The organism is Bacillus sp. XT-4, assembly GCF_050864245.1.
In the GTDB taxonomy this organism is placed as follows: domain Bacteria; phylum Bacillota; class Bacilli; order Bacillales; family Bacillaceae; genus Bacillus; species Bacillus altitudinis.
In genome coordinates this window covers 299,049-312,751 of record NZ_JBPAFI010000002.1, presented here as the reverse complement: position 1 = coordinate 312,751, position 13,703 = coordinate 299,049, and the positions used below count along the sequence as shown (strand labels likewise).

At 39.4% G+C, this 13,703-nt stretch carries 12 protein-coding genes; all 12 read left to right on the top strand.

What is annotated here, in order from left to right:
• Positions 1-4 precede the first annotated feature (4 nt).
• The 12 genes from ACRRMM_RS06770 to ftsA all read left to right on the top strand — a co-directional run bounded on the left by ACRRMM_RS06770 (position 5) and on the right by ftsA (position 13,671).
• Complete coding sequence (locus tag ACRRMM_RS06770; protein WP_017359366.1) at positions 5-1,924, top strand: stage V sporulation protein D; 1,920 nt, start codon at positions 5-7, stop codon at positions 1,922-1,924.
• 211 nt (positions 1,925-2,135) lie between these two features.
• The gene (locus tag ACRRMM_RS06765) at positions 2,136-3,611 is read left to right on the top strand and encodes a UDP-N-acetylmuramoyl-L-alanyl-D-glutamate--2,6-diaminopimelate ligase (protein ID WP_007499773.1); all 1,476 of its coding nucleotides are present in this window, start codon (positions 2,136-2,138) and stop codon (positions 3,609-3,611) included.
• Between the two features lie 136 nt (positions 3,612-3,747).
• Positions 3,748-4,722 (top strand): phospho-N-acetylmuramoyl-pentapeptide-transferase, encoded by a 975-nt coding sequence (mraY, locus tag ACRRMM_RS06760; protein WP_007499771.1) that lies wholly within the window; start codon positions 3,748-3,750, stop codon positions 4,720-4,722.
• Between the two features lie 9 nt (positions 4,723-4,731).
• Positions 4,732-6,078: a UDP-N-acetylmuramoyl-L-alanine--D-glutamate ligase gene (gene murD / locus ACRRMM_RS06755; protein ID WP_411801894.1), complete on the top strand. Its 1,347-nt coding sequence runs from the start codon at positions 4,732-4,734 to the stop codon at positions 6,076-6,078.
• 59 nt (positions 6,079-6,137) lie between these two features.
• Positions 6,138-7,238 carry a stage V sporulation protein E gene (gene spoVE, locus ACRRMM_RS06750; RefSeq protein ID WP_007499768.1) on the top strand — a complete coding sequence of 367 codons (1,101 nt, stop codon included), beginning with the start codon at positions 6,138-6,140 and terminating at the stop codon, positions 7,236-7,238.
• Between the two features lie 198 nt (positions 7,239-7,436).
• Complete coding sequence (gene murG / locus ACRRMM_RS06745) at positions 7,437-8,531, top strand: undecaprenyldiphospho-muramoylpentapeptide beta-N-acetylglucosaminyltransferase (protein WP_008344982.1); 1,095 nt, start codon at positions 7,437-7,439, stop codon at positions 8,529-8,531.
• A 30-nt stretch (positions 8,532-8,561) separates the two neighbouring features.
• On the top strand, positions 8,562-9,473 hold the full coding sequence (gene murB / locus ACRRMM_RS06740; RefSeq protein WP_007499764.1) for a UDP-N-acetylmuramate dehydrogenase: 912 nt from the start codon (positions 8,562-8,564) through the stop codon (positions 9,471-9,473).
• 136 nt (positions 9,474-9,609) lie between these two features.
• Positions 9,610-10,389 (top strand): cell division protein FtsQ/DivIB, encoded by a 780-nt coding sequence (locus tag ACRRMM_RS06735; RefSeq protein ID WP_035392138.1) that lies wholly within the window; start codon positions 9,610-9,612, stop codon positions 10,387-10,389.
• Positions 10,386-11,075 carry a DUF881 domain-containing protein gene (locus ACRRMM_RS06730; RefSeq protein ID WP_035392136.1) on the top strand — a complete coding sequence of 230 codons (690 nt, stop codon included), beginning with the start codon at positions 10,386-10,388 and terminating at the stop codon, positions 11,073-11,075. Before ACRRMM_RS06735 ends, ACRRMM_RS06730 begins: the two co-directional genes overlap by 4 nt.
• Positions 11,076-11,095: 20 nt before the next feature.
• Positions 11,096-11,821 (top strand): DUF881 domain-containing protein, encoded by a 726-nt coding sequence (locus tag ACRRMM_RS06725; protein WP_046343486.1) that lies wholly within the window; start codon positions 11,096-11,098, stop codon positions 11,819-11,821.
• Positions 11,821-12,189 (top strand): small basic family protein, encoded by a 369-nt coding sequence (locus tag ACRRMM_RS06720; protein ID WP_003210988.1) that lies wholly within the window; start codon positions 11,821-11,823, stop codon positions 12,187-12,189. The genes ACRRMM_RS06725 and ACRRMM_RS06720 overlap by 1 nt, the downstream gene beginning before the upstream one ends.
• A gap of 159 nt (positions 12,190-12,348) precedes the next feature.
• Complete coding sequence (gene ftsA / locus ACRRMM_RS06715) at positions 12,349-13,671, top strand: cell division protein FtsA (protein WP_007499754.1); 1,323 nt, start codon at positions 12,349-12,351, stop codon at positions 13,669-13,671.
• Positions 13,672-13,703: the final 32 nt, after the last annotated feature.

Here is a 13,703-nt window from a genome sequence, read left to right as displayed (position 1 = left end):
GGGCGTGCGAGTGTCAAGTGTAACAGTGAGAAAACGATTGCTTTTCGTGCTGCTGTTTGGGGTGATCATTTTTTTCATCATAGATACTAGATTAGGATATGTGCAGTTTATTATGGGCGAGAAGCTGACAAGTTTAGCGAAAGATTCATGGAGCCGTAACCTTCCATTTGAACCAGAACGAGGAGATATTTTGGATCGAAATGGAGTGGAGCTGGCGACGAACAAAAGTGCTCCCTCTATTTTAGTCGTGCCGCGGCAGGTGAAAGACCCAGCAGAAACAAGCAAAAAATTAGCAGCAGTGCTGAATATGTCTGAGGAGAAAGCGTACAAGCATGTCACCAAGAAAACGTCTATAGAACGAATTTCCCCAGAGGGGAGAAAAGTATCTCATGAAAAAGCAAAAGAAGTCAGAGAGCTTGATTTAGATGGAGTCTATGTAGCAGAGGACAGCATCAGACATTACCCGTTTGGAAGTTTCTTATCTCATGTATTAGGTTTTGCTGGAATTGATAATCAAGGCTTACTTGGGCTAGAAGCGTACTATGATGATGACCTAAAAGGTGAAAAAGGCTCTGTGAAATTTTATTCTGATGCAAAAGGGCAGAAAATGCCAGATGAAGCAGATGATTATACACCGCCTAAAGATGGGCTTGATATGAAATTAACCGTTGATTCAAAAGTGCAAACCATCATCGAACGAGAACTAGACAATGCTCAGGCAAAATATAACCCAGATGGCATGATTGCCATTGCCATGAATCCGAAAAATGGTGAGGTTCTGGGAATGTCGAGCAGACCTGACTTTGATCCGGCTGACTATCAATCAGTTGATTCAAAAGTATTTAACCGAAACTTACCGGTGTGGAGCACATATGAGCCAGGATCGACGTTTAAAATCATTACACTGGCAGCTGCCCTGGAAGAAAATAAAGTAAATTTAAAACGTGATCATTTTTTTGACAGCGGATCTGTGACAGTGGATGGCGCAAGGCTCAGATGCTGGAAAAAGGGAGGACATGGATCACAGTCGTTTCTAGAAGTGGTACAAAACTCTTGTAACCCAGGATTTGTCGAGCTAGGCGACCGTCTTGGAAAAGATAAACTATTTTCTTATATTAAAAATTTCGGCTTTGGTCAAAAGACAGGAATCGACCTTCAAGGAGAAGGTAGAGGAATTTTGTTCCCGCTTGATCGTGTTGGTCCTGTAGAACAGGCAACAACAGCCTTTGGTCAAGGTGTATCTGTTACGCCGATTCAACAAGTAGCTGCAGTGGCAGCCGCAGTAAATGGAGGAACGCTTTACACGCCGTATATTGCAAAAGAATGGATCGATCCAATTACAAAAGAGGTAGTGAAAAAGCAATCACCAATTGCCAAGAAGAAAGTCATTTCAGCGGAGACGTCTAAAGAAATCAGGTATGCCCTTGAAAGTGTAGTCGCTCAAGGAACTGGTCGGAATGCATTCGTTGAAGGATATCGGGTGGGCGGAAAAACAGGAACAGCACAGAAAGTAAAAGACGGAAAGTACATGGAAAATAACCACATTGTGTCATTTATCGGGTTTGCACCTGCGGATGATCCAAGCATTGTTGTATATGTAGCAGTAGATAACCCAAAAGGCACGATTCAATTTGGTGGGACAGTAGCAGCACCTATTGTGGGCCATATTATGCGAGACAGTCTGCCTGAAATGGGCGTGAAAAAAAGAAAAGGACAAATTGAAAAGAAGTATCAATGGCTGGACACAAAAACCATTGAGGTACCGAATCTTGTAGGAGGATCTGTTTCTGACCTTGAATCACTCCTGATTAATCTAAAGATTGATGCTTCAGGAACTGGCAGCAAAGTGGTGAAGCAATCGCCTGCTGCCGGCACAAAGGTCAAAGAAGGTTCCACGATCCGATTATACTTAAATGATGAATAATAAAGAATGAACAGAGGGTAGCCGCACTCATTCGGCTGCCTCTTTTTGTTGAAAGAGAAGGGTCGCTTTAAAAAAAGAGCATAAAGTGTGCTTTTTCCAAGAGAAACTTAAGGAATACGCTGGATGTATCCTTTTTTTTACGATAAAATATAGACTGTGTGTTTTTTTCACAAGACATGCACGTGAACGAATTTGAGAGGTTTGATATGAAATGAAATTACAAGAACTCCTTACATACTTTAAAAGTGAAAACAATGAACTGATAAACGAAAATCCGGAGATTACTTCCATTGAAATGGATTCAAGAGAAGTGAAAAAAGGGAGTCTTTTTGTCTGTATAAAAGGCTATACAGTAGATGGACATGATTACGCTGAAAAAGCAGTGAAAAGCGGGGCTGCAGCGATTGTAGCAGAACACCCACTTCACATAACAGATGTACCAGTCATTATTGTAAAACACTCTCAAAGAGCACTTGCAAGAATAGCAGATGCTTTTTACGAACAGCCAACTCATCAACTCAATCTAATTGGTATTACAGGAACGAACGGGAAAACGTCCACAACACACATGATTGAGCAAATCATGAGAAAAGCCGATAAAAAAACAGGTTTAATCGGTACGATGTATATGAAGGTAAACGATGAAATTCTCGAAGTGAAAAACACAACACCTGAGAGTGTCACCCTTCAGAAGACCTTTAAGCAGATGCTTGATCAAGACGTAGATACGGCCATTATGGAAGTATCATCACATGCTTTGCATCTTGGGCGTGTTCATGGATGTGATTATGATATTGCCGTCTTTACAAATCTTACCCAAGATCATTTGGACTACCACAACACAATGGAAGAATATAAACATGCAAAAAGCTTGCTCTTTTCCCAGCTCGGAAGTGCCTTTCAGCACGATAAGCCGAAGCATGCCATTTTAAATGCAGATGATGAAGCGTCTAGTTATTTTGAAAAAGTCACAGCTGCTGAAATTATGACGTATGGCTTAGAGCAAGAAGCAGATGTAATGGCAAAGAACATTCAAATCAAACCAAAGGGAACACAATTTGATTTGATCACCCCAATCGGCACAAAAAATGTGACGGTTGCCCTTATTGGGAAATTCAATGTGTATAACATTTTAGCAGCTGTATCAGTAGGCATTGTATCAGGCTTAACGTTTGAAACGATCGTTAGTGCCATTGAAGAACTTGAGGGAGTCAAAGGAAGATTCGAACTTGTGAATTTTGATCAAGACTTCCCAGTCATCGTTGATTATGCGCACACACCTGACAGTTTAGAAAATGTACTGACTACGTGTAGAGAATTAACAGAAGGTAGAATTTTCTGTGTAGTTGGCTGCGGGGGCGACCGTGATAAAACCAAGCGCCCTCAGATGGCCCAAATCGCTGTGAAATATGCAGATGAGCCTGTTTTTACATCAGATAATCCAAGAAGTGAAGATCCATCAGCCATTTTGAAAGACATGGAAAATGGCGTGCCAAACGCCTATTATCACAGCTTTGTGAACCGGAAACAGGCCATCTTTTTTGCCATTGCTAATGCAAAAAAGGGCGATACAGTCTTAATAGCTGGAAAAGGCCATGAGACGTACCAAATCATTGGTGATCAAGTCTATGACTTTGATGATGCCAAGGTGGCAGCGGACGCTATTTTAGATCTAAACAAATCTTAAAAATGATGAAAAGAGTGTAATGAAATGAAGCATTTTGTACAAAAACAACATACGAAAGACACGAATGAATATCATAATAATGAATGCTATTTTCTAATGGAAAACGGCTTTGGAAATTCGGAAGGAGTAAAGAACAATGCTTGAACAGGTGATATTGTTTACAATCATAATGGGATTTTTAATCAGTGTTCTTTTATCCCCGATTTTTATTCCGTTTTTAAGAAGACTTAAATTTGGTCAAAGTATTAGAGAAGAAGGACCTCAGTCTCACCAAAAGAAATCTGGTACCCCAACAATGGGTGGAATTATGATTATCTTTTCTATTACAATTACAACGATCGTGATGATTAACAAATTCTCTGAGATTAGTCCAGAAATGTTTTTATTGTTATTTGTCACCCTTGGCTACGGATTATTAGGATTTTTAGATGATTATATTAAAGTAGCGATGAAGCGAAATCTTGGCTTAACATCAAAACAAAAACTGATCGGGCAAATTGTGATTGCTGTGATTTTCTATGCAGTCTTCCATTATTATGAGTTTGCAACGACTATTCGCATTCCAGGAACAGATGTCAGCTTTGACTTAGGATGGGCATACTTTATCCTCGTCGTTTTCATGCTTGTCGGTGGTTCTAATGCGGTAAACCTTACGGATGGACTTGATGGTTTATTATCTGGAACAGCTGCTATTGCATTCGGAGCTTTTGCTATATTGGCTTGGAATCAATCTCAGTATGATGTTGCGATCTTTTCGGTAGCAGTAGCAGGCGCTGTCCTTGGGTTCCTTGTCTTTAATGCGCATCCTGCAAAAGTATTTATGGGTGATACGGGATCGCTTGCTTTAGGCGGTGCCATAGTGGCCATTGCAATTTTAACGAAACTTGAGATTTTACTCGTCATTATTGGAGGAGTATTTGTTGTTGAAACGTTATCCGTTATCCTTCAAGTCATCTCCTTCAAAACAACTGGAAAAAGAATCTTTAAGATGAGCCCGCTTCACCACCACTATGAGTTAGTTGGCTGGTCTGAGTGGAGAGTAGTTGTCACCTTCTGGACAGCTGGTTTATTGCTTGCTGTTTTAGGAATTTACATCGAGGTGTGGTTATAATTGAATAGGATGCAAATGTTAAAAGACGAACATGTACTAGTACTAGGCCTTGCAAAAAGCGGATATGCGGCAGCCTCAATTCTTCACGAGCACGGAATAAACGTGACGGTCAATGACCAAAAAGCTTTTGAAGAAAACGAGCCTGCTCAGTTACTTTCTGAAAAGGGGATTGATGTCATTTGTGGCAGTCATCCTCTTCGTGTGTTCGACGATAAAGAAATTACGATTTTAATTAAGAACCCTGGAATTCCTTATGAGAATGTGATGGTCCAAGAGGCGCTTCGCCGAAAAATTCCAGTTTGGACTGAAATAGAATTGGCGTATCATTTGACCTCATCTCCTTTTATTGGGATTACCGGATCAAATGGAAAAACGACCACGACTACTTTGATTTATGAAATGTTGAAAAAAGACAGCCAAAAAACATTGGTAGCAGGTAATATCGGAACGGTCGCAAGTGAAGTTGCCGCGCGTGCAGCGGGCGATGAATGGATCGTAACTGAGCTCTCTTCATTTCAGTTAATGGGAACCGTTGAATTCAGACCTAAAATCAGCTTAATATTAAATATTTTTGACGCACATTTAGACTATCATCACACGCGTGAAGAATACGAAAAAGCAAAACAGAAAGTGTATGCACATCAACAAGAAGATGACATAGCTGTGGTTAACCTAGATGATCCTTCTGTTGTCAAACTAGCAGAAGATTCGAAAGCGCAAAAAGTGTTTTTCTCAGTTAAAGAGCCGGTAGCACATGGAGCGTTTATTAAAGATGGTGCCATTTACTATATGAATGAACATGTCATTGACCTCAAGGATGTTGTTCTTCCTGGTGAGCATAACCAAGAAAATATTCTAGCAGCTATTTGTGTTGTAAAAAATGCAGGCTGCTCAAACGAAGCGATTGTGCAAGTTCTTACTACATTTAGTGGAGTGAAGCATCGTTTGCAATTTGTGGAGACGATTCAAAATAGAAAATTTTATAATGACAGTAAAGCGACCAATATACTGGCAACAAGTAAAGCTTTGTCTGCCTTCAAGCAGCCGACCATTTTACTAGTAGGTGGACTGGATCGTGGCAATGAATTTGATGAATTAAAACCTTTTATGAAGAATGTAAAAGGAATGATTACATTTGGTGAGACTGCGCCTAAGTTTGTGAAGCTTGGTGAAGAGCTGGGAATACATCACGTAAAACATGTCGATAATGTTGAACAAGCAGTACCTGCGGCGTTTAGCATATCTGAAGAAGAAGACGTGATTTTATTGTCTCCAGCTTGTGCAAGCTGGGATCAGCATAAAACATTTGAAGAACGTGGAGACATGTTTGTAAACGCCGTGCATATGCTTAAATAAGGGCTTGTCTCTCATAAGACTGACAGCCCAAATGAAATTATGCTTGGGGTGTCGGTCTCTTGACGAATAAGAAAACTTCTCCGGATTTTTTGCTTGTTGTCATTACGTTACTTTTATTGACGATTGGTTTAATTATGGTGTACAGCGCAAGTGCTGTGTGGGCATCGTATAAATTTGATGATTCATTTTATTTTGCAAAAAGACAGCTTTTGTTTGCCGGAATCGGAGTTATCGCAATGTTTTTCATTATGCGGGTCGATTATTGGACGTGGCGGACTTGGTCAAAGATACTGATTGCAGTGTGTTTTCTCCTCCTCGTGCTTGTCTTGATTCCTGGTATCGGTATGGAGAGAAATGGTTCAAGAAGCTGGATTGGTGTCGGTGCGTTTAGTATTCAGCCCTCTGAATTTATGAAGCTTGCGATGATTGCGTTTCTTGCAAAATTCTTATCTGAAAAGCAAAAGAATATCACATCCTTTCGTAAAGGTTTCGCCCCAGCACTAGGCATTGTGTTTTCTGCATTTGCCATCATTATGCTGCAGCCGGACCTAGGTACAGGAACGGTTATGGTTGGAACTTGTATTATTATGATATTTGTTTCAGGTGCGAGAATCGCTCACTTTATCTTTCTCGGTCTTTTAGGGCTTAGCGGATTTGCCGCACTTGTCTTATCAGCACCCTATCGAATAAAACGAATTACATCTTATTTAAATCCTTGGGAGGATCCACTTGGCAGCGGGTTTCAAATTATTCAATCGTTATACGCTGTCGGTCCAGGTGGCCTGTTTGGAATGGGGCTAGGTCAGAGTAGACAAAAATTCTTCTATTTGCCTGAGCCTCAAACAGACTTTATCTTTGCTATATTGTCTGAAGAACTTGGATTTATAGGTGGATCACTCATTTTGCTGCTCTTTAGTGTTCTATTGTGGAGAGGCATTAGAATAGCCCTTGGGGCACCAGATTTATATGGAAGTTTCTTGGCAGTGGGCATCATCTCAATGGTTGCCATTCAAGTAATGATTAATATCGCAGTTGTCACTGGTCTCATCCCTGTGACGGGCATCACACTCCCATTCTTAAGTTATGGCGGTTCATCACTGACATTAATGCTGATGGCAATTGGCGTACTTTTGAATGTAAGCAGGTATGCTAGATATTAATGTGCTGATAGTTCATGAAACCATATAGACTTTTATTTTGCAAAAGTATGAAAAAATGATTTGAAGAGTGAAAATGGCAGTTTCTGTTTCGAAAACATGATGATTGACTCTTCTTTACAGGTTTTGACGGAGCCCTGTTGTTTAAAACAGGGTTTATACTTTGTTCAGAGCAGAAAAAAATTGAGGGGAAATGGTATAATGCGTATAGTTATTAGTGGAGGCGGAACAGGCGGGCATATTTATCCTGCTCTAGCTTTTATTAAAGAAGTGAAAAGACTGCATCCTGATGTGGAATTTTTATATATTGGCACTGAGAACGGGCTTGAAAAGAAAATTGTAGAAAGAGAAAATATCCCATTTAAATCAATTGAAATTTCAGGTTTTAAAAGAAAGCTTTCCTTTGATAATGTAAAAACAGTGATGAGGTTTCTAAAGGGCGTCCAAAAAAGTAAATCTTATTTAAAAGAATTTAAGCCGGATGCTGTTATTGGAACAGGTGGTTATGTGTGTGGTCCTGTTGTTTATGCTGCGTCTAAGCTAAAAATCCCGACGATCATTCACGAACAAAATAGCCTGCCAGGCATCACAAATAAGTTTCTGGCACGATATGTGAATAAAGTAGCCATCTGTTTTGAAGAAGCAAAGGAACACTTTCCTTCAGAAAAGGTTGTTTTTACGGGAAACCCAAGAGCCTCTGAAGTCGTCTCTATTAAAGAGGGAAAATCTCTTAAAGAGTTCGGGCTGGATGAGAAGAAAAAAACGGTTCTCATTTTTGGCGGGAGCAGAGGTGCAGCTCCAATCAATAAAGCAGTGATTGACATGCAAGATGAATTAAAGGCAAAGAACTATCAGCTTTTATATATTACAGGTGAGGTTCATTATGAAAAAGTGCTGAACGAATTAAAAGAAAAAGGTGAAGCGCCGAATATGATCACAAAGCCTTTCTTGCATCAAATGCCGGAGTATTTAAAATCAATTGATGTCATTGTTGCAAGAGCGGGAGCCACAACGATTGCTGAAGTGACGGCACTTGGAATTCCGACCATCTTCATTCCAAGTCCATACGTGACCGCAAATCATCAAGAAATTAACGCTAGATCACTTGAAAAACATGATGCTGCGATCGTTTTAAGAGAATCAGAGCTTTCTGGAGATCGCTTGCTTCATGCAATTGATGAAATTGCTGGTAATGACGAGAAACTACATCAAATGAGCCGTTTAACAAAAGAACTCGGAGTACCAGATGCGGCCACACGTTTATATAATGTGTTAAAAGAAATTACGACTTCATGATGAATGATATGAGGTAAGGCGGAGGGTAATATGGAGAACTTGAAGAATGAATTATTAGAAGCGCAAGTTGGTAAAGTACTTGAAAATGAACCGCTTGCAAATCATACGACAATGAAAATAGGCGGACCGGCCGATCTATTAGTCATCCCTAAAGATGTCGATGCTGTCAAAACAATTATGGATCAGGTGAAAAAACATGATACTCAATGGACGGTCATTGGAAGAGGGTCCAATTTACTTGTTCTTGATAAAGGAATTCGCGGGGTCGTTTTAAAGCTGGGTGCTGGGCTTGATCACTTAACTGTCAATGATGAAGAGATTACAGTTGGCGGAGGCTATTCAGTTGTAAGACTCGCGACGTCTCTTAGTAAGCAGGGGCTGTCAGGATTGGAATTCGCAGCTGGTATTCCAGGTTCTATTGGTGGCGCTGTTTATATGAACGCAGGGGCACATGGATCTGACATCAGCAAGATTCTTGTGAAAGCGAGAGTCTTATTTGAAGATGGAACGATCGAGTGGTTAACTAATGAGCAAATGAACTTTAGCTATCGAACTTCTGTGCTTCAAAAGGAACGCCCTGGAATTGTTCTCGAAGCAGTGTTCAAGCTTAAACAGGACGAACGTGAGAAAATCACAAAGAAAATGCAGCAAAATAAAGATTATCGTAAGGAAACACAACCGTATAATAAACCATGCGCCGGCAGTATTTTTCGAAATCCATTACCTGAATATGCAGGACAGCTTGTAGAAAAGGCGAATTTAAAAGGATATCAGATTGGCGGGGCTAGAATTTCTGATATGCACGGAAACTTTATTGTCAACGCTGGTGGGGCGAAGGCTCAAGATGTGCTCGACTTAATTCAGTACATTCAAAAGAAAATCAAAGATGACTACAATGTAGAGATGCATACAGAAGTAGAAATTATTGGTGAAGCAAATTAAAGGCTACTACTTATGAATGATGGTATCACAGGAAAACAAACGGCATTTTTTCATGCCGTTTGTTTTCTAATCAATATGAGATAAAGAATGATCCAAAGGTGCGGACAAGCAGCTTTGAATGAGGTGAAGAGTATATATGCGGCCTGATCATGAAAATGAAAAGATCGTCAATATAGAAGAGCGAATCCCTAAAATTAAAGAACAAAGGAAGCAGAAAGCGAATCGGAGATTAATCTCTTTTATTTTGCTGTTTTTTATCATGGTTTTAATTATTGTCTATTTGCAAACACCAATCAGTAAAATTTCTTCTTTAACCATTACCGGTAATGAACATGTACCAACAAAACAGCTCGTTAAACTTTCGCAAATTAAAGAAGGCGAGACAGAGTTTTGGAATTTAAATAAAGATATGACAGCAGACCATATAAAGCAAAATAAATTGATTAAAAGTGTCAATATCAAAAAACATTTCCCTAATAAAGTCAGTATTGCTGTCAAAGAGTATGCAAATATTGCGTATCTGCAAAAGGGACATTTTTATTATGAGCTTCTTGAAAACGGGACGGCTTTGCCAGATGAAGTAACGCCAAGTCACGCAGGACCTATTTTTGTCGATTGGGACAATAAAGAGAAATTGAAGCAAACAGTGAGAGCTCTGAATCAACTGCCGGCTTCTATTCAGGAACTAATCTCAGAAGTATATTACGTACCGACTAGCTCCAATCAGTGGCTCGTTAAATTTTATATGAATGATGGAAACACCGTTATTGCATCAATTAAAACATTCGCAGATAAAATGACGACGTACCCTGCCATTGTCAAAGAGCTTTCGTCCTCTGAGAAAGGTACGATTCATATGGAAGTAGCTACGTATTTTGAAGCTTTTAAATCTAAGAAAAAGGAAGATGAACGTTGAGAGGCAAAACCGTCATATTCTCAATTGTAATGCTTGTTCTTGGATTTCTGATTTCTTTTTCATACCAATATACGAAGCAGCATCAAGCAGATGTCAATCGAACCGAACAATGGAAAAAAGAATATTCTTTGAAAAGTCAGCTAACAAAACAAGAAAAGGCGAATCAAAAACTTGAAAAAGAACTTTATCGTCTTCAATCAAAAGTCCAAGAAACAGAGTTTGGTTTGAAAAATGAAAAAGAGCAGTATTTCAATGTTTTGGAAGATGTTGAGAAATACAGAATGTTTACAGGAGAAATAGGTGTAAAAGGGAAAGGGGTAAAAGTATCTCTTGAAGATGCATCTTATATCCCGAGTGGACAAAATGTCAATAATTACATTGTGCATGAGAGCCACATTTTCCATGTGATAAACGAACTATTTATATCAGGGGCATCTGCTGTAGCTATAAACGGACAAAGAATCACACACCAATCATACATACATTGTAACGGTCCAGTCGTCACGGTTGATGGTGTTCAACATCCAGCACCATTTGTCATTTCTGCTATTGGAGATCCAGCTGTTTTAATTCCTGCATTAAACATTGCAGGCGGGGTGGTTGATCAGCTGACAAGTGATCATATTTCCATGACGATTGAAAAGAAGGATATTCGTATGAATCCTCTTCTAAGAAACAAAGATTAAATGTGAAAAGGTGAGTGGTGTTGAGGAAAAAGAAGCCATTACTTAGTTTGACAGTCCTGATGGTCATATTTGGCATCATGGTCTCCATCCAGTTTAACTCTCTACAAAAGCCTAAAGTTCGCGATACTCGAGACGTTTGGGAATTAAGAGAGGATTTATCTGCATCTAAAAGTAAGGAACTGGATTTGTTGAAAGAAATTGATAAATATGATGAAATGCTAAAAAAGTATGGCAACCAAGAAGATCAATCCAAAGAATCACAATTAACAAAAACGTTGAAGGATTTGAAAGAAAAGGCTGGTTTTACAGAGGTAACGGGTGAAGGAGTCGAAATAGAAATTACTCAGCTTTTTTCTAAGGAACTTACCGGAGAAGAAGTCAAAAATATACCACCTGATCTTCTGAAAAAATTAATCAACGAAGCCAATATGTTTGGGGCAAAACATATTTCCATTAATGAACACCGGGTGATTAACACCAGTGTTATTCGAGATATTAATGGTACGACGAAAATGGATGGTTACAGCATAGATGGTGATACAGTCACGATTAAGATGGTCAGCGAGCAGGCCGATAAATTATACAGCCGTTTAAATGTATCAGATATTGGTGATTTGTTTGCTCAGGAAAATTTCAGTTTGAGTATTAGACCGCCGAAGAAAAAAATTCATTTAAAAGCATTTGACGGTACAATTCAATTAAATGAATTGAAGCCTCTTGACGATGTAAAGGAGGGAAAATCTTAATGTGGCTTCCTGTACTTGGTTTAATCATAGGAGTTGCGATCGGTTTCTTAACGAATTTTACGATACCGAATGAGTATTCTAACTATCTTTCCCTCGCTGTACTTGCTGCGCTTGATACATTGATTGGTGGAATCAGAGCACATCTGCAAGGGGCATACGATGAACTAGTGTTTGTATCAGGTTTCTTCTTTAATATTATACTCGCAATAAGTTTAGCTTTTCTGGGCGTCCATCTTGGTGTAGACTTGTATTTAGTCGGAATGTTTGCATTCGGTGTTAGATTGTTTCAAAATATCGCCGTTATTCGAAGAATTCTACTAACAAAATGGACAATTTCTAGAGAAAAAAAGAAAAAAAGTGAGTCATAAAAAAGGATATACATATGATGTAACGAATATTTTCAGTAATCCTAATAAAAAATGTTGATTTTTTAAGTTTTGTTACACACTTGTAAAAACACATTCATTGTATTGTTGTTCAGCAAATAATAGAATAGAAAGTATTGATATGTGAGGAGGTGCCATAGAATGAACAACAATGAAATTTACGTCAGCCTTGACATCGGTACATCCAATATAAAAGTCATCGTCGGAGAAATGGCGGATGATTCGCTTAACATTATAGGTGTTGGAAATGTCCCTTCAGAGGGGTTAAAAAAAGGATCGATTGTTGATATAGATGAAACAGTTCATTCTATTAGACAAGCATTTGAACAGGCTGAGAGAATGGTAGGTTTTCCTTTACAAAAGGCGATAGTCGGAATTAACGGAAACCACATTCATATTCAAAATACGAGCGGCGTGGTCGCAGTGTCTAGTGAAAATAAAGAAATACATGCTGAAGATGTGAGACGTGTCTTGGATGCTGCACAGGTAGTATCTATTCCGCAAGAACATCTCGTAGTAGACGTCATTCCGAGACAATTTATCGTCGACGGAAGAGATGAGATCACAGATCCGAAAAAAATGCTAGGTGTAAGGCTAGAAGTGGATGGATCGTTAATCACTGGTTCTAAAACGATTCTACATAACTGGCTCCGATGTGTAGAGCGGGCGGGTATTGAAATTATGGATATTTGCTTGCAACCACTTGCATCGGGTTCAGCAGCGTTATCGAAAGATGAAAAAAATCTAGGGGTAGCTCTTGTCGATATTGGCGGCGGCTCTACTACGATATCCGTATTTGAAAACGGGCATCTCTATTCTACTCACAGTATCCCATTGGGCGGAGAGAACATTACAAAAGATTTGTCTATAGGACTTAGAACTTCCACTGAAGAAGCTGAACGAATCAAAAAGCAATTTGGGCATGCATTCTATGATGAGGCATCGTCTGAGGAGACATTTGAAGTTTCCGTCATCGGTACGGACCAAAAACAGACGTATACACAACTTGAAGCAGCCAATATCATCGAAGCGCGATTGGAAGAGATTCTGCTTTTTGTGGCAGAGGAATTACGCAATATGGGTGTCCATGATTTGCCTGGCGGATTCGTTCTAACAGGTGGACAGGCAGCTATACCAGGTATCCTTTCTCTGGCACAAACGGTCTTACAAAACAATGTAAGAATCGCAAGTCCTAATTATATTGGGGTCAGGGAACCTCAATATATGACAGGAGTGGGCTTGATCCATTTTGCTTATCGCAATGCAAAGATTCAGGGCAGACAGGTTGGATTCCAAATGCCGGATGAAGCATTTCATGAAGTAGGCGCGTCCATGGAGCCGGTTTCTTCTACACCACAAGTAAAAGAAGCTCAGCCAAGACCGAAAGTGAAACAAAAAGCGCAACAAGAGACAAATAAAAAACCGGGCAAAATGAAAAAACTATTTAATATGTTCTGGGAATAGAACTAGATTTTCGACGGATTAGGAGGATTCAG